Origin of the sequence: Prauserella muralis (assembly GCF_003202285.1) — a bacterium.
GTDB classification, from domain to species: Bacteria; Actinomycetota; Actinomycetes; order Mycobacteriales; family Pseudonocardiaceae; genus Prauserella_B; species Prauserella_B muralis.
Genome location: NZ_MASW01000001.1, coordinates 1,896,662 through 1,918,450, shown reverse-complemented (window position 1 = coordinate 1,918,450; position 21,789 = coordinate 1,896,662). Strand labels below are relative to the sequence as shown.

Here is a 21,789-nt window from a genome sequence, read left to right as displayed (position 1 = left end):
ACGCCCGGCTACCGGCTCTTGGCCTGCGGGTTCGGCCATGCGTTGGGCTTGCACACCTTGCCGTCGGCGGGGACGGTGCCCCGGTCGCCGCCCGTGCGGTTGTTGAGCTGCGCCACGTAGTCGTTGGCCACGCCGAACGTCTGCTGCATCATCACCGGCGCCAGCCCGCCGTCCTTGCGGCAGCCCTCGTGGCCGAGGCCGAGCGCGTGCCCGACCTCGTGGTTGATGGCGTACAGCCGGTAGCCGGTGAGGTCGCTGTTGAACGCGAGCGCACCGCGGACCCAGCGCGCCAGGTTGATGATCACCCGGTCCTCGCCCTGCACGTCCGCCCTGCGGCAGGACGCCTCGAACGGGATGGACGAGCCGCAGACGTCCGGCCTGTGCGCGGTCTCCGGTGTGGTGAGACTCACCCGGAAGTCCGGGTTGGGAAAGCTGGCGTCCACCCGCTGCAGGGTCACGTCACCATTGCCGGTCCAGCTGCGGGGATCCGACAACGTGCCCTCGACGGTGGCGGCGAAGCTGTCGTCACCGGCGTAGCTCGCCGGGTCGATGCCGTCCTCGACCTCGATCGTGTAGGTGTAGAGCTGCCCGCCGCTGCCGACCTTCTCGCCCGAGCCCGGCACGACGTGCCACGTGCCGCGACCGGACTTCGTGTAGTCGCCGCCCTCGGGCAGCTTCGCGGTGGGGATGTCGAGCTTGACCTGCTCAGGGGGGTTCTCGGTGGCCACGGGTTCCTGGCTCGGCGCGCCGGCCGACGGCGCCGACTCGGCGGCCACGTTGGCGGCTTCCTCGTCGGAGGTGCGGGTGGTGTCGAACACGACGAGCGCGGTGATCACCACGAGGATCGGCAGGGCGTAGGCCCGCCAGCCGTAGGTGGCCGCGACCCTGCGCAGCCACGAGGGCCGGGGCGGCTCGTCGTCGTCCTCCCGCTCGGCCATCGGCTGCCACGAGGCACGCAACGGCTCGGCGGTCGTCCGCCGGGCACCCGAGCGGTAGCGGTCGTCGGACAGCCGCGACGCACCACGGTAGCGGGAGGCGCCGTAGTGGTCCCTGGACGGCGGGGCGCCGGACCGACGCGCCGCGTACTGCGTACGCTGCCCGTCTCGCCGCACTCCCTCTTTCGCCCGGTCCACGGCCCCAGGGTGCCACATGCGGACGGTCACACCGGAGCCGACCGGCGGGCCGCCGACCGAATACGTGTCACCCGATCGGAGCAGAAATCGTGGCCCCGGCGCCTACCACTCGCCCGTCTCGACGCTCTCCCACATGCCCAGCACCGCCCGCGCGACGGTGCGGGGGCGCTCCATCTGCGCCACGTGCCCCGTCCTCGGCAGCACCAGCAGCCGCGAGCGGGGCAGCACCTGCGCCGTGCGCTTGGCCCTGCGCACCGAGATGACCCTGTCCTTCGTGCCCCACACGACCAGCGACGGCGCCTCGACGGTGCGCGCGACCGACCACAGCGACCTCGACCCTGCCGTGAACCACATGCGGAAGATCTCCATCGTGCTGCGGGCCATCGCGTGGTTGACCCACTCGTAGGCGGCCCGCGCGCTGTGTTCCTCGGCCAGCTCGTCCAGCCGGTGCTCGGGAAACGCGTGCGGCTCCGCGAAACACAGCCTGATCACCTGCTCCGCCCGCTCCCTCGGGCCCAGCGCGGCGAGCTCACGACGTGCCTTCTTGCCAACGACAGGCAGGTAGGCCAGCGCCATCCTCGGGTCGGACAGCCGTCTCGGGTCGAGCCTGCGGTCCGGCATCGCGGGCGAGACCAGCGTCAGCGTGCGCACCAGCTCCGGCCTGCGGGCGGCAACCAGCAGCGCGATCGCACCGCCCATCGAGTTGCCGACCAGGTGGACCGGCTCCGCGCTGTCCTGCTCGACGAAGCGCGCGACGACGTCGGCGTGCGCGCTGAGACTGAACGTGAACCCGTCCGCGGGCTCGGAGAAGCCGAACCCGGGCAGGTCGAGCGCCGCACCACCCGCGACGGGCGAGAGCAGGGCCGCGAGGTCGGTCCAGTTCGTCGACGAGCCGCCGAGGCCGTGCACGTACACCACCCGCGCGTGGTCGGCACCGGGTGTGCGGCGAACGTGCAACCGGAGGTCGCCTACCCTCTCCTCGGTGCCCGGCCACGGCTTCGTCGTGGCGTCGACCGGCGGCAGCGGCGTCGCCGAAAGCGGGACATGAGTCAGCGGCGGGCGGCCTCCGGCCTTCGCCGAGGGGGCCGCCGTCCGGCGGGACAGCGTTTCGGACACGATTCCAGCATGCCTCATGTCCACCGGTTTTGGCGCCCGATGCATACCGGCGAGTAATGTGCTGTGGGACTGGAAGTTGGAGGCGGCATGACGGAGACGGCGCGACCGCAGGCGCACACGGCGAGCGACACCACCGCACCGGCACAGCTGGGCCGCGGGGTGCGGTTGCCCCGTACCGAGCGCCGGGCGCAGCTGCTGTCGGCGGCGCAGCAGGTCTTCGCCGCCAACGGTTACCACGCTGCGGCCATGGACGACATCGCCGAGCGGGCCGGTGTCAGCAAGCCCGTGCTGTACCAGCACTTCCCCGGCAAGCTCGACCTCTACATCGCCCTGCTGGAAAGCCACGTCGAGCACCTGGTCGGCCGGGTGCAGGAGGCGCTGTCGTCCACCACCGACAACAAGCAGCGCGTCAAGAACGCCGTCGGTGCCTTCTTCGACTTCGTCAGCGGCGACGCGGGCGCGTTCCGGATGGTGTTCGAGTCGGACCTGCGGGGCGAGCCGTCGGTGCAGGAGGCGGTGGACCGCGCGACGTCGGCCAGCGTCGACGCGATCACCGAGACGATCACCGCCGACGCCGGGCTCGACGAGGACAAGGCGCGGCTGCTGGCCGTGGGGCTGGTGGGCATGAGCCAGGTCAGCGCCCGGTTCTGGCTGCAGCACCACAGCTCGATGAGCCAGGAGGAGGCCGTGGCGCTCACCTCCACGCTGGCGTGGCGCGGCATCGGCGCCGGTTTCCCGCTCCAGCACCCCTGACGAGGCGCCTCAGCGCACGGCGGCGCCGGTGAGCTCACGCAGCTGCGCGGCGACCTCGGCCGCCCGCTCCTGCGGGAGCATGTGCCCCGCGCCGGGATAGAGCACGAAGCGCGCCGACGGCAGTTCCTCCGCGATGGTCTCGGCGTGCCGCACGGGGCAGAGCCGGTCGGCCTCGCCCGCGAGCACCACCGCACGCGTGGTCCGCAGGGCCGCCAGTGCCACCCTCCGGTCGTGCAGCGAGATGGCCTTCTGGAACCCGCCGACGCTCGCCGGGTGCGCCCGCAGCAGCTGGTCGGCGACCGAGGCGACGTCCTGCCGGCGCGGGCGCCTTCCGAAGACCAGCCAGCGCGCGCCCGCCCTGGCTGCGGCGGGCCGCAGCGGCAGCGCCTCCCCGCGGTACTCGGCGAGCAGGCGGGCCAGCCGCCGCTCGATGCGGGCCGCCCCGCTGCCCGCCGCCCCCGGCAGGCCCAGCGTGATCCGGTCCATGTCGCAGCACGACGTGGCGACGAACCCCACACCCGCCACGCGGTCGGCCACCAGCCCCGGATGCCGGTCGGCCAGCGCCATGATCGTCATGCCGCCCATCGAGTGCCCCGCCAGGACGAGCCTGCCGCCGGGTGCCCGGTCGGCGAGCAGCTCGGCCAGGTCGTCGGCCAGGTGGTCGATGGTCGCGGTGCCGGGCCGCGCCGGGTCGGAGAGGCCGTGACCGCGCAGGTCGTAGCGCACGACCCGCACGTCGCGGGGCAGGCCGGGCAGCACACGGTCCCACGTGCGGTGGTCCTGGGTCCAGCCGTGCACGAGCACGAGGGTCGCGGCCGCGTCGGCGGGCCCGGTCTGCTCCACGTGCAGCGAGGTGCCGTCGCCGGTGACGAACCGTCCCTGGCGCGTCTCGCGTGGCGCTGCCAGCGTCATCGGCCGCTCACCAGGAACGACCGGCGCCAGAACGTCATCCCCGGCCTGCCGACGAGGCCCGCGTCGTCCAGGAAGGCCATGATCCGCTCGCCGGAGTAGCGGACGGTCTCCTGCCAGTGCGGGTTGCTCATGGCGGCCTGGTAGCCGTCCCTCGGCCGGATCCCGACGGCCTTGTAGACGGCCGGGTTGACGAGGCTGCGGGTGATCTCGTGCGAGACGACGGCGATGAGCAGCCGCTGGTAGGCCAGCTCCTTCTTCGACAACCGCGCCATGCCGCGCGTGACCTCCTCGCGGGCGAACGTGACGTGCCGGGCCTCCTCCAGCACGTGGATGCGGTTGACCATGCGCACGAGCGGCTGGATGTCCGGGTCGTTCATCTGCTCGCGCTGCAGCCGGTCGAGCACCTCCTCGGCCACGAGGATGGAGCCGTAGAGCGCGGGCCCGTAGCCGATGACCGGCAGGATCTTGCCGAGCCTTCGCCGCCACAGCACCGGGCCGTACGGCGGGCAGCCGATCCGCTCGGCCATCCTCGCGAACATGGTGGAGTGGCGGCACTCGTCGGCGACCTCGGTGAGCGCGTACTGGGCGTGGCTGCTCGTGGGGTCGGCGTCGTAGACCTCCTTGAGCAGCATCTGCATGAGCAGGATCTCGAACCACAGGCCGTTGGTGGCCACGCTGGCGAGCTCGTGCTTGCCCAGCTCGATCCGCTGCTGCGGGCTCAGCCGGTCCCACAGTTCGGTGCCGTAGAGGGTGGAGCGGTGCTCGGGGATGAAGCGCTTGCCCTCGACCAGGGGCGCGGCCCAGTCGATGTCGACCTCCGGGTCGTAGAACTTGTTCGCCGACGACTTCAGCAGCCGCTCGGCGGTCTTCTCGCGCCCTGGCTCCCTCAGGGTCCGCGTCATCGCAGGCACCCACCTTCCCCTTTGTGTAACCCTTGGTAACAGTTACTTCTGGTAGCATGCGGCGCATGGCGGACGGTGTCAAGCGCAGCAGCAAACACGCGGGCAAGCAGGCCGCGCCGGCCGGGGACGCACGCCGCGACCGGTGGCGCAAGCACCGGATCGCCCGCAGAGCGGAGTTCGTGGAGGCCGCGCTCACGGCACTCGACGAGCACGGCCCCGAGCTGGGGATGGACGACGTCGCCGCGGCGGCCGGGGTCACCAAGCCCGTGCTGTACCGGCATTTCGACGACAAGGCCGACCTGTACCTTGCGCTCGGCCAGCGCGGCACGGAGCTGCTGTTCGAGCGGCTGCTGCCGGCCATCAACGCCGAACTGGCGCCGATTCCCCGCATCCGGATGGCGCTCGACGCGTTCTTCACCGTCATCGAGGAGCATCCGAACCTGTACCGGCTGCTCGCGCGCAAGTCCTTCGCCGACAAGCCGGTGGACGCCGACGTCGTGGCCGAGGACAAGGAGGTCATCGCCACCGCGCTGACCGCCCTGCTCGGCGACTACATGCGCATGTTCGGCATGGACTCGGGCGCGGCGGAGCCGTGGGCGTTCGGCATCGTCGGCATGGTCCAGAACACCGGCGAGTGGTGGCTGGACAAGCGCACGATGAGCCGCGACAGCGTGGTCGAGTACCTGACGCAGATCATCTGGGCCGCCATCGACGGCCTGTGCCGCCAGCACGGCGTGACCATCGACGGCAACCAGCCGCTCGACGCGAACAAGGTGGTCAAGCTCGCGCCGGTGACACCGGCCGAGCCGGACAGGGAGACGTCATGAGCGGGCACGACGAGCACGGGCACGACGACGAGGACGGCTACACCGGCGCCGCGACACTGGTGCTCCAGAGCGAGGAACTGGCCGTCGAGGTCGAGCTGCGCGGGCACTTCCAGCCCATCGACGGCTACTACCACTGGTACGGCCGGATCAGGCCGCACGAGCGGGTCTCGGCCCTGGCAGCGGGCAGGAAGCAGCCGGTGGAGATCAGGACGCCGCAGGGTTCGGCCGAGGGCGAGCTGTCCGACCCCGACCCGTGGGACCGCTACCGGATCATGGGCACGAGCACGCCCCCGTTCCGCGTGCCCACCTCGCTGTCCGACCTGCCCAGCTGACCGGCGGCACACAGCGAACGACCCGTTCGCCGCGTCGTCCGCGGGAACGGGTCGCCGGCCGTGACCGGGAAAACGGCGTCAGGAGCCGACGGCGAAGCCGACCTTGCGCACGTCCGACGGCGCGATCTCGACGTAGGCGATCCGGTCCGAAGGGACCAGGAACTTGCGGCCCTTGTCGTCGGTCAGGCGGAACAGGCCGTCGTCGGCACCCAGCGCCTCGGCGACCAGCTTCTCGACCTCCTCGGCCGACTGGCCACTGGACACCACGAGCTCCCGCGGGGTGTCCTTGATGCCGATCTTGACCTCCACGTGAAACCTCCGCCTGCGTGTGTGCCGGTTCGTTCCCTCCCAGGCTAACCGAGACCGAGCACCTGCATCCGCTTGGTGTGGGCCTGCTGCAGCCTCCGGAACAGCGCCGCGATGCCCGACAGGTCGCCTGTGCCCTGCACGATCAGCTCGGCGAGCCCGTCCCGCTCGGCCACGATGTACTGGGCCTGCGTCAACGCCTCACCGAGCAGCCTGCGCGCCCACAGGGCCAGCCGGTCGCGCTGCGTCCGGTCGGCTTCGATGGCCGCCGCGACTTCACGCTCGGCGAACGCGGAGTGCCCCGTGTCGGCCAGGACGGTGACGACGAGCTCCTTGGTCTCCGCGTCGAGCAGCTGGCCGAGCTCGCGGTAGAGGTCCGCGGCGAGGTTGTCCACGACGTAGGCCTTGACCAGCGACTCCAGCCACGACTTCGGTGCCGTCGACGCCTGGAACGCGTCGACGTGGCGGATGAACGGCCGCATCGCCTCCTCCACCGGCACGCCGTGCTCGGCCAGGTACCGCTCGAGCAGCCGGTAGTGGCCGATCTCGGCGGCGGCCATCGAGGCCAGCGCCGCCCTCCCGGCGAGGGTGGGAGCCGTCCGCGCGTCCTCGGCGAGCCGGTCGAACGCCGACAGCTCGCCGTACGCCAGCACCCCCAGCAGATCCGCGACACCGGTTGCGATCTGCGCTTTCGCCTCACTCACGGGTGTCACCGTAGTGCAGGCTCCGCGGCCGCGGGCGCGGCACGCGGATGACGGTGCTCCGGGGCGGGGAGACCAACGACACGTGACTCGCGTGCGAGCACGGTCACTGCCGAGCGGGTGGACAGGGTACACTTCGGACTGGTAGTGACAGTTCCATCGAGTCGTGTGCCGCCGTGCAGGGCGAGACCGCCCCGCGACCACACCTCGGTGAGACAGCAGTGTGCGTGCACGCCTCCGGCGGCGTTCCCGCGCGTGACGCGTTTCGTGTGCTTCGGGCCGCGAAACGGACCGCATTCCGCGTGGTCGAGTGTCGCGTAACAACCGGCAGTGCGCGCTGGTATGAGAGAGGCGAATCAAGATCATCGAACCGAACGACAACCCCGGTACCGACCCCATCGAGCTGGAACACAGCGAGACCGGCGTACCCGAGGTCGACACCTCGCACCCGCTGCAGGCGGTGCCCGACGTCGAGCCGGAGTCCCCGACCTTCGCCGAGCTCGGCGTCCGTGACGAGATCGTGCGGGCCCTGAACGAGGCCCGCATCGAACGCACCTTCGCCATCCAGGCCCTCACGCTCCCGCTCGCGCTGGCGGGCGAGGACGTGATCGGGCAGGCCCGCACCGGCATGGGCAAGACGCTGGGCTTCGGCGTCCCGCTGCTGCAGCGGCTGGAGCTTCCCGGCGACGGCACCCCGCAGGCGCTCGTCGTCGTGCCGACGCGCGAGCTGTGCCTGCAGGTGACGCACGACCTCACCGACGCCGCCAAGCATCTCGGCGTCCGCATCGCCGCCATCTACGGCGGCCGCCCGTACGACCAGCAGATCAACGCCCTGCGCAAGGGCGTCGACGTGGTCATCGGCACCCCCGGCAGGCTGCTCGACCTCGCCGAGCAGCGGCACCTCGTGCTCGGCAAGGTCCGCTCGCTGGTGCTGGACGAGGCCGACGAGATGCTCGACCTCGGGTTCCTGCCCGACATCGAGCGCATCCTGCGGATGGTGCCCGAGCAGCGGCAGACGATGCTGTTCTCGGCCACCATGCCGGGCCCGATCATCACGCTGGCCCGCACGTTCCTGACCCAGCCGACGCACATCCGCGCCGAGGAGAACGACGCGGGCGCGATCCACGAGCGCACCAGGCAGTTCGTCTACCGCGCGCACTCGCTGGACAAGCCGGAGCTGGTCGCGAAGGTGCTGCGCGCCCGCGAGCGTGGCCTGACGATGATCTTCGCGCGGACCAAGCGGACCGCGCAGAAGGTGGCCGACGACCTCGCCGAGCGCGGGTTCGCCGCGGCGGCCGTGCACGGCGATCTCGGCCAGGGCGCGCGCGAGCAGGCGCTGCGCGCGTTCCGCTCGGGCAAGGTGGACGTGCTGGTGGCCACCGACGTCGCGGCACGCGGCATCGACGTCGACGACGTCACCCACGTCATCAACTACCAGACGCCCGAGGACGAGAAGACCTACGTGCACCGCATCGGCCGCACCGGCAGGGCGGGCAAGACCGGCGTCGCGGTGACGCTCGTGGACTGGGACGAGATCCCGCGCTGGAAGCTCATCTCCGACGAGCTGAAGCTCGGCATGCCGGAGCCGGTGGAGACCTACTCCACGTCGAAGCACCTGTTCAGCGACCTGGACATCCCGGAGGACGCCACCGGGCGGCTGCCGCTGTCCCAGCGCACGCGCGCCGGGCTCGCGGCCGAGGAGGAAGAGGACCTCGGCGGAAGGCAGCGCTCGCGCGGCCGGTCGGCGGCCTCCCCGCGGCGTCGCTCGGCGCCGCGCAAGCGCACCCGCGGCGGCGTGGACGTCGGCGCCGAGGGTGGCTCCGAGGGTGAGCAGGACAAGCCGTCCGAGGGCGGTTCGCGGCGCAGGCGGCGTACCCGGGGTGGCGGCAGCAAGCCGTCCGCCGAGACGCCCGGCGGCGACAAGGCCGACTCCGAGAACGGCGACGGCGCGGAGCGGCCCGCACGGCGCAGGCGCAGGCGCCGTTCGGGAACGTCCAACGCGGCCGAGACGTCCGCGAGGGCAGACTGAAGTCGTGAGCAGCTCCTCCTCCGGCCGGCACCGCAAGCAGGACACCGGCGAGCACGCACCCGTGCTCGCCCCCGGCACCGAGGACGTGCTCGCACAACCGCAGCCGGAGCCGGTTCCCACGCACCGTGGGGCCCGGCATTCGGCGCGTCCGCGCCCCGGCAGGCGCTCGCCGTGGAACCGGCGCCGCGACCGGGTGGCCGCCGCGCTGCTCACCGTGCTGGCGGTGACGGCAGGCGTCGTGGTGTGGACCTTCAGCGACAGCAGGGCGACCACGCAGGAGACCGCCCCGCCTCCGCCCGCGCTGCCCGCCGCGCCGGACTCCGTGCCCGCGCAGCTGACCGAGCGCTGGCGGGCACCGAGTGAGGCCACGCCCGTGCCGGTCGCCGAGGGCGCGTCGGCGGTCACCGCCTCCGGCGGCGAGGTCGTCGGCCGCGACCCGCTGACCGGCGAGCAGCGCTGGCGTTACGCGCGGGACCTGCGGCTGTGCACGGTCGGGGGTGCCTGGGGCCGTGTGCTGGCCGTCTACCGCAAGGACACCGGGTGCAGCGAGGTCACCCAGCTCGATCCCGGAACGGGCAGGCGCACGGCGCAGCGCAACGGCGACGCCGAGCTGGGCACGCGGCTGGTCGCCGACAGCGGGCATGTGACCACCACCGGCGAGCACCTGCTCAACACGTGGCGCAACGACCTGGTCAAGAGCATGGAGTACGGCCGGGTGTACGGACTGGTCAATCCCGACAGGCAGCCCCGCACCGGCTGCTCGTACAGCTCCGTGGCCGCGGCGTCCGGCCGGGTCGGCGTGATCGAGCGCTGCCCGGGGGAGAACGCCGACCGGCTCACCGTGCTGGTCGCGGCGGGCGAGGAGGCCGACGAGCCGGAGGAGGAGTTCAGCAACCTCCTGCCGGGCGTCAGGGGCACGCTCGTGGCGATGTCCGGCGAGTCGGTGGCGGTCGCGATGCCGGACACCGGGCGGCTCGTGGTGTTCGACTTCGAGGGCAGGCAGCGCGCCGCCTACCCCGTCGACGTGCCTGCCGCCGAGCTCGCGCGCGCACCGCAGCGAGTGGTGCCGACCTCCACCGGCGGCGAGAACCTGTACTGGTTCACCGGATCGAGGACAATGGCGTTGTCGCGGGACGACCTCGCGCCCCGCTGGTCGGTGACCGGCACGCTCGGGCCCGGCACGGTGTTCGCGGGCCAGTACGTCGTGCCGATCGAAGGCGGGCTGGCCGTGGTGGACGAGGCGACGGGCGACACGCTGCGCACCGTCGCGGTCGACCGGCACGGCTACGAGGGGCCGGTCCGGCTCGCGGCGGTGGGGCCGGTCCTGCTGGAGCAACGGGGAGACACGCTGGTGGGCTTGCGATGAGCGAGGCGGAGTTCGTTCGCGACGAGGTGCCCTCACAGCTGTCACCGCACGGCGGGCGGCGCACCGAACTGCCGGGGCGCTACGGCCCCATCGCGGCACTGAGCGGGCCGGCGCCCGCCGAGGCCGCCGCCACGGTGCTGCTCGTGCCCGGCTACACCGGCTCGAAGGAGGACTTCGCGCCGCTGCTCGACGGGCTCGCGGGTGCGGGCCTGCACCCGGTGGCCGTGGACCTGCCCGGCCAGTACGAGTCACCCGGCCCGGACGACGAGTCCCGGTACCTGCCCCTGGAACTGGGTGAGGTCGTGGCCGAACTGGCGGGCACGCTCGCCGCCGACGGCAGGCCGGTGTTGCTGCTGGGCCACTCCTACGGCGGACTGGTCGCGCGGGGCGCCGTGCTGGCCGGTGCGCCGGTGGCGGGGCTGACGCTGCTCAACAGCGGCCCGGCCAAGCTTCCGCCGGGGTTCCGGCTGCAGGCGCTCGACGCGGGCGAGCCGCTGCTGCGCCAGCGAGGTGTGGAGGCGGCCTACGCGGTGCGGGAGCAGGTGAGCGCGGCGTCGCCCGCGTGGGGGCTGCTGGCGGCGGAGCTGCGGGCGTTCCTGCGGAAGCGCTTCGTCACCTCGTCGGCTGCCGGGCTGCTGGGCATGGCGCTCGGGCTGCGTGCCGAGCCGGACCGGGTGGCCGAACTTGCCGAGCGCCTGCGGGACCGTGCCGTACCGGGTCTGGTGGTGGCCGGCGAGCGCGACGACGCCTGGACGGTGCCGGTGCAGCAGGAGATGGCGCGCAGGCTGGGCGCGCCGTTCGCCGTGGTCGCCGATGCCGCGCACTCCCCCAACACCGAGAATCCGGACGGCCTGCTCGACGTCCTGCTCTCGGCCTGGCGCACCTGGCTCGCCTGACCCACAGCGCCGCCCCAAGCTCCCCAATGCCACATTTGTTCCACTGGATGGAGCGAATGCCGCATTCGCTCCACTGAGTGGACCGAATGTGGCATTGGGGCAATGCCGGGTAGTTAGGGGCGTGGGTGTGGTGTCAACCCTGGTGGAGTAGGACAACGGAGCTTCCGCTAGAACATTGTCGACCAAGATCAACGTTCGGCGGGAGCTCCGTTGTCTGCGCAGTCTGTCATATCCCGGATGGTTGGTGTGTTCGCGCCGGGTCACCTTGGTGAGCTGACCCAGGTCGTGCCCTTCGAGATGGTCGATGCGGTGCTGGCCGAGGCGCCCGCGGCGACGCAGCGGCGGGTGCGGTTGTTGCCGGCCCGGGTGACGGTGTACTTCCTGCTGGCGATGGGCCTGTTCCCCGAGCGTGGCTATCGCGGGGTGTTTGCGTCGCTGACCGCCGGTCTGGGTGCGCTGCGGCCGGCGACGCCGACGGCGTCGGCATTGCGGCAAGCCCGGTCCCGCCTCGGGCCGGGCCCGCTGGCCGCGTTGTTCACTCTGCTGGCCGGGCCGGTGGCCCGGCCCCGCACCCCCGGCGCCTGCTGGCGGGGCCTGCGACTGGTCGCGATCGACGGAACGCAGGTCGCCATCCCCGACAGCGAACCCCACCGGGCCTGGACCCAGATGAGCCGCACCGCCTCCCATCCCTCGGCCGGGTATCCGCTGCTGCGGCTGGTCACGCTGGTCGAGTGCGGCACCCGCGCGCTGATCGCGGCGGTGTTCGGCAGCCCCGCCGACGGAGAACTGGCCTACGCGGCCACCCTGCTGAACCGGCTGCGTCCGGGGATGGTGCTGCTCGCCGACCGCAATTTCGACGCCGCGACCTTCCTCGCCGGCACCGCCAGCACCGGCGCGGACCTGCTGATCCGGCTCAAAGGCAACCGACGCCCACCACTGCTGGGCCGCCACACCGACGGGTCGATCCGCTCGATCATCGGCGGCGTCGAAGTCCGGGTCATCGAAGCCCTGGTCACCGTCACCACAGCCGACGGGTCCCACCGCAGCGAGCACTACCGGCTGGTCACCACCCTGCTCGACCCCCAGCGTTATCCGGCCACCGACCTGATCGAGCTCTACCACCAGCGCTGGGAGATCGAAACCGCCTACCTCGCCCTCAAACACACCCTCACCCGCGGGCGGGTCCTGCGTTCGCAGACCCCGACCGGAGCCCAGCAGGAACTCTGGGCACTGCTGGCGACCTATCAAATCCTGCGCATCGCGATGACCGACGCCACCAATTCCCGCCCCGGCCTCACCCCCGACCGGGCCGGGTTCAGCGTCGCGCTACACGCCGCCCGCGACCAGGTCATCACCGCCCAGTCGATCATCGCCGGCACCCACATCGACCTCATCGGCACCATCGGCACCCACATCCTGGCCAGCCTGCTCCCAGCCCGCCGAGCACGCACCTGCCCCCGAACCGTCAAACGACCACTATCCAAATACGCCTACAACAAACCCCACCAACCCCCCACCTGCCACACCATCACCATCGAAATAACCATCACCAACGCCGCAACAAGCCCGTTGACACGCACCACCCCGCCCTAACTACCCGGCCTTGCGCATTGGGGAGACGTCGGCGACTAAGCCCACCAGAAGAGCCAGAGCACGGCGGTGACGGCGAGCACCACGACGGCGCCCGCCGCGGCGGCTATGGGGCCCCGGTGGCGGTCCGCGACCCACTGCGTGGGCAGGGCCACCGCGGTGCCCGCGACGTGCCCCCACATCGAGGACGCGCCTGGCCCCTCCACCCCGCTGGCCAGGCCGAACACCGCGGCACCGAGGACGACGAGGGTCGCCGCGGCCAGCCCGGCGGCCAGCGACCCGGTGAGCCCTCGCCACCAGCGCACGACGCGCCTCGGCGCCGGCCGTCCCGAACCGTTCACGGCACCCAGCCCCACCGTGTCGCGTCCTGTCGTGTCCGGACCGTGCCGCATGTCTCTCCGTGTCGCGTCCATGTCCTGTCAGCGCCTCAGGGCGCCAGAAGTTCCCAGGACCGTGCCGCCGGCGCCGCCTGCTGCCCCTCGGGGCAGCTCGGCCGGAAGTCGCACCATGCGCACCGGCGGCCCGTGCGCGCCGGGAACACCTCGTCCGCGTCCGCGCCCGCCGCCAGGGTATCCGTTGCGGTCTGCAGCTCGGTGGCGGTCTCGTCGGCGCGGGTGAGCTGGCGGCGCAGACTGTCGTCGGTGTGGTCCGCGGCGGCGACCGTGCCGGTGGGCAGGTGGTGCAGCTCGACGCGGTAGCAGGGCTTGCGCAGGGTCCTGGCCGCGGCGACGGCGTAGAGCGCGAGCGCCTGCGAGCCCCGCGCCTCGTACTCGTCGGGCGCGCGCTTGCCCGTTTTGTAGTCGACGATCACCAGCTCGCCGTCGCGTACGTCGATGCGGTCGGCGCGGCCCTCGACGATCAGTGAAGGCGGGCCGTCATTCGGGCTGACGGGCGCGGACACCCAGCGTTCCACGCCGATGGGGTCCGCGCTGACGTCGTTGTGCTCGACGTAGGAGGCGACCCACTCCCTGGCGCGCTCGCGGTACTGGGCGGCCTGCTCGGCGTCGGCGAACCCGGCGTCGTTCCACTGCTCGGCCACCAGCGCGGCCGCACGCTCGGGGCTGCGCCGCTGCGGCGGCAGGTCGAAGAGCGCGCGCAGCGCGTTGTGCACGACGGCGCCGAGCGTGCTGTGCGCCCACGGCCCGGTGCGCTGTGGCGTCGGCCGGTCGAGGTAGCTGAGCCGGTAGCGGCGCGGGCAGTCGTCGAAGGTCGCCAGTCGCGCCGGTGTCACCTTGGTGAGCCTGCGCGGCTGCACCCCGAAGTCGAAGCCCAGTTGCCCCATCGGCACCAGCCTACGGAGCCCCACCGACATCCCCGCGGCCCCCATGGGAGCGAGGGACCTTTACTCCCACAAAACGAGAGTAAAGGTCCCTTGCTCCCACAGTGGGTGGCGGAGCGGGGTCAGGCGCCGGTGATGAAGCCCTGCACCGAGTCGGCGACCAGTTGCACGGCGATGGCCGCAAGCAGCAGGCCCGCGATCTTGGCGAGCAGGGTGATGCCGCTCTCCCGGATCACCCGGATCACGACCCCGGAGTAACGCATGCACGCCCACAGCACGAGGTGGACGGTCACGATCGCCAGGCCCAGCGCCACGTACGCGCCCAGCCTGCCGTGCGCCTCCCGCACGAACACGATCGTCGCCGCGATCGCACCCGGGCCCGCCAGCAAGGGCGTGCCCAGTGGCACGAGCGCCACGTTCACGTCCTCGGCCGTCTCCGGCTCCGTACCGCCCTTGCCGGTGAGCAGGTCGAGCGCGATGAGCAGCAACAGCAGCCCGCCCGCGCCCTGCAACGCCGGGATGCCGATCCCCAGGTACGCCAGGATCGCCTGGCCCGCGACCGCGAACAGCGACACGACCAGCAGCGACACCAGCACGGCCTGCCGCGCCGCCCTCGCCCGCGCCGCCGGTGGCTTGCGGCCCACCAGGCTGAGGAACACCGGCACCGTGCCAGGCGGGTCCATGATCACCACGAGCGTGATGGCGGCCTCGAAGAAGATGCCCGGCTCGAAGACGTCGGTGAAGGCCACGTCAGGCTTCCTGCACCGCCGCGCCGGTGGCGCGCTCGGCCAGCGCCTCGAACTGGTCAGGGTCGGTGGTCTCCTGGCCGATCTCGATGGTCTTGTTCGTGCCGTGGTAGTCGCTGGAACCCGTGCACACCAGATCCAGCTCCTTGGCGAGCCCGCGCAGCTCGGCGCGTGTGGCGGCGTCGTGGTTGGGGTGGTCCACCTCGACGCCGCTCAGCCCCCGCTCGGCGAGGGCCGCGATCACCTCGGGCGTGACGATCGGCCCGCGCGACTCCGCGAACGGGTGCGCCAGCACGGTCACCCCTCCCGCCGCGCCGATCATGTCGATCGCCTCCTCCACCGGCGTGTCCCGGCGCGGCACGTAGTAGCCGCGCCGGCTGCCGAGGTAGTCGGCGAACGCCTCGTCCACCGTGCTCACCAGCCCCGCGCGCACGAGCGCCTGCGCCAGATGCGGCCTGCCTGCGGGCGCGTCCGGGTGGAGCAGGCCCAGGATCTCGTCGGGGTCCACGGGCAGCCCGTCCTCGGCCATCCGCGCCGCCATGACGCGCAACCGCCTGCGCCGCTCCCCGCGCAGCCGCTGCTGCTCGGCGACGATCGGCGGCGCGGTGGGGTCGAACAGGTACGCCAGCAGATGCACGCTCACCCGCCTGCCCCGCGCGTCGACCGACTCGCAGGACAGCTCGGCGCCCGGGACGAGCCGCAGCCCGGGCCGCAGCGCCTGGATGGCGGGCTGCCAGCCCGCGGTGGTGTCGTGGTCGGTCAGTGCCACCACGTCGAGTCCCGCCGCGGCGGCCGTGGCCACCAGCTCGGCGGGGCTGTCGGTGCCGTCGGAGACGGTGGAGTGGGTATGCAGGTCAATGCGCACGCGCACTATTTTCGCGCGGCAGCGTTGTCACCGGGCGCGCGGGCGCCTCAGCCGACCACACGCTTGCCGCGGGCGGCCCGCTGCGCCTTGATCATCGAGAACCGTTCGGCCTGCTTCTGCTTGTCACCGAACACCAGCTCGGAGATCGTGTCGTAGAACTCCTCCGGCCGCGGGAGGTACTCGATGCGGTTGAGCGCCTGGATCTGGCCCGCGGACTCGACGACCGTCGTGCCGTAGCCGAGCATGCGGCCCCAGAACGAGCGCTCGTAGGTCAGGTCGGTGACCTTGGTGATGGGCATCATCAGGACCTTCGTGGTCCACACGCCCGTGGTCATGATGAACCGTTTGTCCGTGACCACCAGCCGCTCGACCCACCACTCGATCACCTGGTAGGCGAAGCGCAGCACCACGGCCAGCGCCAGATACCACAGGATGTTCTGCACGACCCACAACGAGGGCGGCAGGACGTACGACACCATCACGCAGACCGCGATGAGGGCGACGGCCTCGAACGTGTCCCACAGCAGGCACGCCCAGTGCCGACGAATCCGGATGACCCTGCGCTCGGTGTCGAGCAGGTACTCGTCGGGGTCGCGTGGCGCGAACATGAGAGCAGCGTAACGCGGATCAGCTGAACACGTTGCTCACAAACGTGATGACCGCCTCGGCAGCGTCGCGCAGGAAGCCAATGATGTTGTTGACAAGGCCCGCGGCGTTTCCTGGTTGGGCGATCACGAAGAAGAGGACCAACGCGATACCAGCGAAAGTCGCAAGCTTTTTCGCGTTCACGGCGATCAATCCCGTCTCTCGAGTGCAGACCTGGTGGCAAGGTGCCACTAAGTTTGTACCGCACTGCGCAGCGTTACGGGAGGAAAGTCCTGCGCTTGGGTCAGCGCGCTGCGCAAATCGGCCGCAACGAACACGGAGAGTGACGAGGAGGCGGGCTAATGCGCCACGTTCGCTGCGTCGGCGGGGTGGTCCACGATGCCACGGGCAGGCTGCTGCTGATCCAGCGCGCGCACGAACCCGCACGGGGACGGTGGTCGTTGCCCGGGGGCAGGGTCGAGGCGGGCGAGACGGACGCCGACGCCGTCGTCCGCGAGCTGCGCGAGGAGACGGGCCTCGACGTTCTGCCTGGTCAGCTCGTGGGAACCGTGGTCAGGGGGGCCTACGAGATCCACGACTACGCCTGCGCGGTCGGCGGCGGCGAGCTCGTCGCGGGCGACGACGCGGCCGCCGCCCGCTGGGTGGACGGCGCGGCCTTCGCCGAGCTGGAGCGCACCGGCGCGCTCACCGACGGGCTCGCTGACACGCTCCGTGACTGGGGTGCGCTTCCCCGCGCCTGATCAGCCCTGCACCCGCGACGCGCGGCCCGCCCAGTCCCGCTCCCTGAGCTGGAACTTCTGGATCTTGCCCGTCGACGTCTTCGGCAGCTCCGTGACGAACTCCACCTCATCGGGGACCTTGTACCGCGCGATCCGGGCCCGGGCGTGCTCCAGCAGGTCCTCGGCGGCCGCGTCCTCACCCTGCCGCCGGACGACATAGGCCTTGGGTCGCTCACCCCACTTCTCGTCCGGCACGCCCACCACGGCCACCTCCAGCACCGCGGGGTGCGAGTCGAGTGCGGCCTCCACCTCGATCGTGGAGATGTTCTCGCCGCCGGAGACGATGATGTCCTTGGCGCGGTCACGCAGCTCGACATAGCCGTCGGGATGCCACACACCCAGGTCACCGGAGTGGAACCAGCCGCCGCGGAACGCCGTCGCGGTGGCGTCCGGGTCGGCGAAGTACCCCGACATCACGTTGTTGCCCCGCATCACGACCTCGCCCATGGTGGCGCCGTCGCGGGGCACGTCGTTCATCTCCTCGTCCACCACGCGCACGCCGTCGGTGACGACCATGCCGACGCCCTGACGCGCCAGCAGCCTGCTGCGCGCCTCGACGTCCAGCCTCGCCCAGCCGTCCTGCCACTCGCACACCGTGTAGGGGCCGTAGGTCTCGGTCAGCCCGTAGACGTGCACGAGCCGGGCCCCCAGCGCCGACATCCGCGTGATGACCGTCGGGCTCGGCGGCGCGCCCGCCGTGGTCACGACCACCTCGCGGGACAGCGGGTGCGCGCCCTCGTGGTTGGCGATCGTGTTGAGCACGGTCGGGGCGCCGTTGAGGTGGGTGATGCCCTCGGAGTCGAGCAGCCGCCAGATCTCGGCGGCGTCGACCGCACGCAGGCACACGTGGGTGCCGCCGACGGCCGTCACGCCCCACGTGGTGCACCAGCCGTTGCAGTGGAACATCGGCAGCGTCCACAGATACCGCGACTCCGGCGAGTGCCGGGAGTGCACCACCTCGGCCAGCGAGTTCAGGTAGGCGCCGCGGTGGTGGTACATCACGCCCTTGGGCCTGCCGGTGGTGCCCGAGGTGTAGTTGATCGAGATCGTCGAGCGCTCGTCGGCCACCGTCCACGGCAGGGGCTCGGCACTACCCCTGGCCAGCAGCTCGGCGTAGGACAGCCCGCCGAGGCGCGGATCGGGGCTCGCGCCGGAGGCCGGGTCGGTGACGGTGACGACCTCCCGCACCGGCACGTCGTCGGGCACGGACGCGTGCAGCGCGGCGTCCACCACCAGCACCCTGGCGCCGGAGTGCTCCAGGATGTACCGGATCTCCGCGGGCGCGAGGCGGGTGTTGATCGCGACGAGGGCCCCGCCCGCCAGCGGTACCGCGAAGTGCGCCACCAGCATCTCGGGGATGTTCGGCAGCAGACAGGCCACCCGGTCGCCCGGTTCGACGCCGCACGCCCGCAGCCCACGGGCGACGCGTGTCGCCTCCGCGGCGAACTCACGGTAGGTGGTCCGGCGCTCGCCGTAGACGATCGCGGTCTTGTCCGCGAACACCTCGGCGGAGCGCTCGAGGAACGACAGCGGGGTCAGCGGCGTGTACCAGGTGTCGGCTGTGGCGCTCATCACCCCATCCTCGTCAGCGGTGCGGCGGGCTCACAACCTCCGGCTGGAGAGGAGGACCGTCAGCGGCCCAGCCAGGTCATCCGCTGGCCGTGCGGCGCGGCAAGCGCGAGGGCCTGCGCCCTGGCCGCGCCTCCCTCCCATTCCGCGATGCCGAGGGTCGCCTGCGCGGTGGTGCCGAACGCCAGGTCGTCCCTGCCGGGCAGCACGTGGGCGAGGCCCACCTCGTAGCCCTCCATCGACACCCACCACAGTGGACGGTCGGCGGCCAGTTCCCGCAGTGCGGCGAGGAACGCCTCCCTCCGCTCGCGGGAGAAGTAGGCCAGCACGTGACTGGTGAGGACCACCAGCGGCAGCTCTGCTGGCACGCGGGCGGCCGCCGCGGCCAGATCGTCGACCGCGTCGCCTGCCACCAGCTCGGGCGGGTCCTTGCGCTGCGCGGCGGCCGCCGTGCGCAGCAGGCGGATGCGGTCGGGCTGATCGGCCCAGACACACGCCTCCAGCCACGCCAGCTCGTCCTCGTCGGAGGCGTCCACGGGCGAGCGGTCGAGCCCGACCTTGGCCCCGACGGCGAGCTTCTTCGGGATCTTCGGCAGCACCGCGTCGCCCGCGGTGGAGAGCGCACAGTGCAGGCCGACGGCCGTCTTCGCGGGGCCCGCCGTGAGCTGCTCGCCGCCGTCGCACTGGTAGTGGTAGCCGAACCTGTCCATGCCGAGCAGCAACCCGGCGCTGCAGCCGACCTCCAGCAGGCCCACCTTGCCCCCCGCCTGCTTGGCGACCAGCGCCACCGCCGGGTACAGCACGGCGGCGCGGCGCACCTCGTTGGTCTGGGTGAACCGGGTGCGCACCAGCTCACGCACCTTGTCGGCGCGCTCCAGCAGGAACGTACGGAACAGTGGCCAGGTGTCGCCGTCCACGCCGTCGAACCCGCCCAGCGACGGGTAGTAGCGCGACAGCGGGTGGATCGGGTCGGCCTGCACCAGCCGGTGCGCCGCCGCCAGCAGCAGCGTGGGCTGGGCGTCCTCCCCCGACGGCGCCGCCGCGAGCAGGCCGGCCACCTCGTCGTCCTCGGCCGCCTGCGCGGCGAGGTGCTCGTACAGCGGCGAGACCCCGCGTGCGTCGTGCTCGGCGAAACGGCGCAGCCAGTGCTTGATTCTGTCCAGATCACTCATGGGGCACCGGGCGGCCGGGCTGCTCGCCGCCCCTGGCCTCACCGTAGGAACGCTTGGGAACCATGACCTTCCTCCGGAACGTGCACACGACGGTGCCGTCCTGTTTGTAGCCACGCGTCTCGACGTACACGACGCCGCGGTCGTCCTTCGACTTCGACGGCGTCGTCTCGAGGACCTCGGTCTCACCGTAGATGGTGTCGCCGTGGAAGGTCGGCTTCACGTGCCTGAGCGACTCGACCTCCAGGTTGGCGATCGCCTTCCCGGAGACGTCGGGCACGGACATGCCGAGCAGCAGCGAGTAGATGTAGTTGCCCACGACCACGTTCTTGCCGAAGTCGGTGGTTTCGCCCGCGTAGTGGGCGTCCATGTGCAGCGGATGGTGGTTCATGGTCAGCAGGCAGAACAGGTGGTCGTCGTACTCGGTGACCGTCTTGCCCGGCCAGTGCTTGTAGACCGCGCCGACCTCGAACTCCTCGAAATACCGCCCGAACTGCACCGCGCCAACCTCCTAGCAAGTAACGTCACACCGCCCTGCGGCGACGTTCAGTGATGTTGAGGAGTACCCTTGACCATTGGCGCTGAGCGCGTCAACGCGAGTAACACCACGCAGGCGGCCCAAGGAGGTGAGGAACGCACATGAGTAGTGGCGATAGTCCGCTCCCTAGTTCAGCCAGCGTTCCCCCTGAACGGGCCTGCCGTCTTTCTCCTCGCTGATCGGCTGACCCAGGCGGGACACGCTGGCAGTGCCGAGCGGACCTTCTTCCGCCCGGCGCGTCGTCCACCATTCGCGACGTCACAGCCAGGAGATTCCCATGCCTGCGATTCCTTCCCTCGGAGGCCTGCGCGGCCGGGGCGGTACGCGCAACGGCCGCTCGGAGCGGTCGGCCGCGCCGGTGCCGGTGCCCCTGTCCGCGTATGTCGTCGACTGTGGCGTCTACGTCGACGGCAAGCGGTTGCCGGGCCGCTGGACGCATGCAAGTGCCATCCAGGAGGTCCGTGAGCGCGGTGAGGGCTTCGTCTGGATCGGCCTGCACGAGCCCGACGGCGAGCAGATCCAGGGCATCGCCGACCTCTTCGGCCTGCACGAGCTGGCGGTCGAGGACGCCGTGCACGCCCACCAGCGGCCGAAGCTCGAGCGCTACGACGAGACCCTGTTCATGGTGTTCCGCACGGTGCGCTACGTCGAGCACGAGTCGCCCACCACCGCCAACGAGATCGTCGAGTCCGGCGAGCTGATGGCCTTCCTCGGCACCGACTTCATCATCACGGTCCGGCACGGCAACCACACCGGCCTCGCGCACCTGCGCCGGGAGCTCGACCAGGACCCGGAGCGGCTGCAGCCGGGCCCGGCTTCGGTGCTGCACGCCATCGCCGACCACGTCGTCGACCACTTCCTCGAGGTCACCGACCGCATCGAGGACGACATCGACGAGATGGAGACCGAGGTGTTCGGGCCGAGGACCCGCGTCACCTCCGAGCAGATCTACCTGATGAAGCGCGAGGTGCTCGAGCTGCGCAGGGCCGTGTCGCCGCTGGCCACGCCGCTGCGCAGGCTGTCCGAGGGCTACACGCGCCTGGTGCCGGACGAGGTCCGCTCCTACTTCCGCAACGTCCACGACCACGTCACCACCGTGGCCGAGCGCGTGGAGTCGTTCGACGAGCTGCTCACCACGCTCGTCGACGCGACGCTGGGAAAGATCACCCTGCAGCTCAACTCGGACATGCGCAAGATCACCGCGTGGGCGGCGATCATCGCCGTGCCCACGGCACTGGCCGGGATCTACGGCATGAACTTCGACTACATGCCGGAGCTGCATTCCCGCTACGGATACCCGGCGATCGTCGCGGTCATCCTGATCATCTGCCTGTTGCTCTACCGAATATTCCGCAAGAACCGCTGGCTCTGACCC

Annotated in this window: 24 protein-coding genes; 9 read left to right on the top strand and 15 right to left on the bottom strand. The window is 71.5% G+C overall.

Features of this window, described 5'->3' with window-relative positions:
• Positions 1-8: 8 nt before the first annotated feature.
• Positions 9-1,133, bottom strand: coding sequence for a DUF3152 domain-containing protein (locus tag BAY60_RS10245; RefSeq protein ID WP_170160343.1), 1,125 nt, complete (start codon positions 1,131-1,133; stop codon positions 9-11).
• 102 nt (positions 1,134-1,235) lie between these two features.
• Positions 1,236-2,249, bottom strand: a complete 1,014-nt coding sequence (locus BAY60_RS10240) for an alpha/beta fold hydrolase (protein WP_245992389.1) — start codon at positions 2,247-2,249, stop codon at positions 1,236-1,238.
• Between the two features lie 87 nt (positions 2,250-2,336).
• Between BAY60_RS10240 and BAY60_RS10235 the strand changes: the two genes are divergently transcribed.
• Positions 2,337-3,002, top strand: a complete 666-nt coding sequence (locus tag BAY60_RS10235) for a TetR/AcrR family transcriptional regulator (protein WP_112280490.1) — start codon at positions 2,337-2,339, stop codon at positions 3,000-3,002.
• A gap of 9 nt (positions 3,003-3,011) precedes the next feature.
• On the opposite strand, the gene BAY60_RS10230 is transcribed toward BAY60_RS10235, so the two are convergent.
• Positions 3,012-3,914, bottom strand: coding sequence for an alpha/beta fold hydrolase (locus BAY60_RS10230; RefSeq protein ID WP_112280489.1), 903 nt, complete (start codon positions 3,912-3,914; stop codon positions 3,012-3,014).
• Entirely contained in the window at positions 3,911-4,816 is a 906-nt protein-coding gene (locus tag BAY60_RS10225) for an AurF N-oxygenase family protein (protein WP_112280488.1), read from the bottom strand. Before BAY60_RS10225 ends, BAY60_RS10230 begins: the two co-directional genes overlap by 4 nt.
• Before the next feature lie 56 nt (positions 4,817-4,872).
• On the opposite strand from BAY60_RS10225, the gene BAY60_RS10220 reads away from it, so the two are divergent.
• Together BAY60_RS10220 and BAY60_RS10215 are read left to right on the top strand one after the other, a co-directional pair.
• The gene (locus BAY60_RS10220; RefSeq protein ID WP_112280487.1) at positions 4,873-5,643 is read left to right on the top strand and encodes a TetR/AcrR family transcriptional regulator; all 771 of its coding nucleotides are present in this window, start codon (positions 4,873-4,875) and stop codon (positions 5,641-5,643) included.
• Complete coding sequence (locus BAY60_RS10215) at positions 5,640-5,975, top strand: DUF4873 domain-containing protein (RefSeq protein WP_112280486.1); 336 nt, start codon at positions 5,640-5,642, stop codon at positions 5,973-5,975. Before BAY60_RS10220 ends, BAY60_RS10215 begins: the two co-directional genes overlap by 4 nt.
• Positions 5,976-6,053: 78 nt before the next feature.
• Here the strand turns inward: BAY60_RS10215 and BAY60_RS10210 are convergent, their stop codons facing one another.
• Positions 6,054-6,284: a DUF3107 domain-containing protein gene (locus BAY60_RS10210; RefSeq protein ID WP_112280485.1), complete on the bottom strand. Its 231-nt coding sequence runs from the start codon at positions 6,282-6,284 to the stop codon at positions 6,054-6,056.
• 44 nt (positions 6,285-6,328) lie between these two features.
• Positions 6,329-6,985, bottom strand: a complete 657-nt coding sequence (locus BAY60_RS10205; protein ID WP_112280484.1) for a ferritin-like fold-containing protein — start codon at positions 6,983-6,985, stop codon at positions 6,329-6,331.
• Positions 6,986-7,379: 394 nt separating this feature from the next.
• Between BAY60_RS10205 and BAY60_RS10200 the strand changes: the two genes are divergently transcribed.
• From BAY60_RS10200 to BAY60_RS10185, 4 genes are all read left to right on the top strand, one after another.
• Positions 7,380-9,011, top strand: a complete 1,632-nt coding sequence (locus BAY60_RS10200) for a DEAD/DEAH box helicase (protein WP_170160375.1) — start codon at positions 7,380-7,382, stop codon at positions 9,009-9,011.
• Between the two features lie 4 nt (positions 9,012-9,015).
• The gene (locus tag BAY60_RS10195; RefSeq protein WP_112280482.1) at positions 9,016-10,377 is read left to right on the top strand and encodes an Rv3212 family protein; all 1,362 of its coding nucleotides are present in this window, start codon (positions 9,016-9,018) and stop codon (positions 10,375-10,377) included.
• The gene (locus BAY60_RS10190; protein ID WP_112280481.1) at positions 10,374-11,273 is read left to right on the top strand and encodes an alpha/beta fold hydrolase; all 900 of its coding nucleotides are present in this window, start codon (positions 10,374-10,376) and stop codon (positions 11,271-11,273) included. Before BAY60_RS10195 ends, BAY60_RS10190 begins: the two co-directional genes overlap by 4 nt.
• A 237-nt stretch (positions 11,274-11,510) precedes the next feature.
• On the top strand, positions 11,511-12,866 hold the full coding sequence (locus BAY60_RS10185) for an IS4 family transposase (RefSeq protein ID WP_112280480.1): 1,356 nt from the start codon (positions 11,511-11,513) through the stop codon (positions 12,864-12,866).
• Positions 12,867-12,901: 35 nt separating this feature from the next.
• Here BAY60_RS10185 and BAY60_RS10180 read toward each other — a convergent pair whose 3' ends face one another.
• From BAY60_RS10180 to BAY60_RS10155, 6 genes are all read right to left on the bottom strand, one after another.
• Positions 12,902-13,255 (bottom strand): hypothetical protein, encoded by a 354-nt coding sequence (locus BAY60_RS10180; protein WP_112280479.1) that lies wholly within the window; start codon positions 13,253-13,255, stop codon positions 12,902-12,904.
• Between the two features lie 35 nt (positions 13,256-13,290).
• Positions 13,291-14,145: a RecB family exonuclease gene (locus BAY60_RS10175; protein WP_112280848.1), complete on the bottom strand. Its 855-nt coding sequence runs from the start codon at positions 14,143-14,145 to the stop codon at positions 13,291-13,293.
• 119 nt (positions 14,146-14,264) lie between these two features.
• Complete coding sequence (locus tag BAY60_RS10170; RefSeq protein WP_112280478.1) at positions 14,265-14,891, bottom strand: MarC family protein; 627 nt, start codon at positions 14,889-14,891, stop codon at positions 14,265-14,267.
• Between the two features lies 1 nt (position 14,892).
• The gene (locus BAY60_RS10165; protein WP_112280477.1) at positions 14,893-15,762 is read right to left on the bottom strand and encodes a PHP domain-containing protein; all 870 of its coding nucleotides are present in this window, start codon (positions 15,760-15,762) and stop codon (positions 14,893-14,895) included.
• A gap of 38 nt (positions 15,763-15,800) precedes the next feature.
• Positions 15,801-16,361 carry a PH domain-containing protein gene (locus tag BAY60_RS10160; RefSeq protein ID WP_112280476.1) on the bottom strand — a complete coding sequence of 187 codons (561 nt, stop codon included), beginning with the start codon at positions 16,359-16,361 and terminating at the stop codon, positions 15,801-15,803.
• 19 nt (positions 16,362-16,380) lie between these two features.
• Positions 16,381-16,542, bottom strand: a complete 162-nt coding sequence (locus tag BAY60_RS10155) for a hypothetical protein (protein ID WP_170160342.1) — start codon at positions 16,540-16,542, stop codon at positions 16,381-16,383.
• 158 nt (positions 16,543-16,700) lie between these two features.
• Here BAY60_RS10155 and BAY60_RS10150 point away from each other — a divergent pair, with 158 nt between their 5' ends.
• Positions 16,701-17,099 carry an NUDIX hydrolase gene (locus BAY60_RS10150; RefSeq protein ID WP_112280474.1) on the top strand — a complete coding sequence of 133 codons (399 nt, stop codon included), beginning with the start codon at positions 16,701-16,703 and terminating at the stop codon, positions 17,097-17,099.
• On the opposite strand, the gene BAY60_RS10145 is transcribed toward BAY60_RS10150, so the two are convergent.
• Genes BAY60_RS10145 through BAY60_RS10135 form a run of 3 tightly spaced genes read right to left on the bottom strand, consistent with a single transcriptional unit; the run spans position 17,100 to position 20,375 of the window.
• The gene (locus tag BAY60_RS10145) at positions 17,100-18,710 is read right to left on the bottom strand and encodes an acyl--CoA ligase family protein (RefSeq protein WP_112280473.1); all 1,611 of its coding nucleotides are present in this window, start codon (positions 18,708-18,710) and stop codon (positions 17,100-17,102) included.
• 59 nt (positions 18,711-18,769) lie between these two features.
• A complete protein-coding gene (locus BAY60_RS10140) occupies positions 18,770-19,879 on the bottom strand; it encodes a DUF2332 domain-containing protein (protein WP_112280472.1) in 1,110 nt (369 codons plus the stop codon).
• The gene (locus tag BAY60_RS10135; protein ID WP_112280471.1) at positions 19,872-20,375 is read right to left on the bottom strand and encodes a MaoC family dehydratase; all 504 of its coding nucleotides are present in this window, start codon (positions 20,373-20,375) and stop codon (positions 19,872-19,874) included. The genes BAY60_RS10140 and BAY60_RS10135 overlap by 8 nt, the downstream gene beginning before the upstream one ends.
• Positions 20,376-20,691: 316 nt before the next feature.
• On the opposite strand from BAY60_RS10135, the gene corA reads away from it, so the two are divergent.
• A complete protein-coding gene (gene corA, locus BAY60_RS10130) occupies positions 20,692-21,786 on the top strand; it encodes a magnesium/cobalt transporter CorA (protein ID WP_112280470.1) in 1,095 nt (364 codons plus the stop codon).
• Positions 21,787-21,789: the final 3 nt, after the last annotated feature.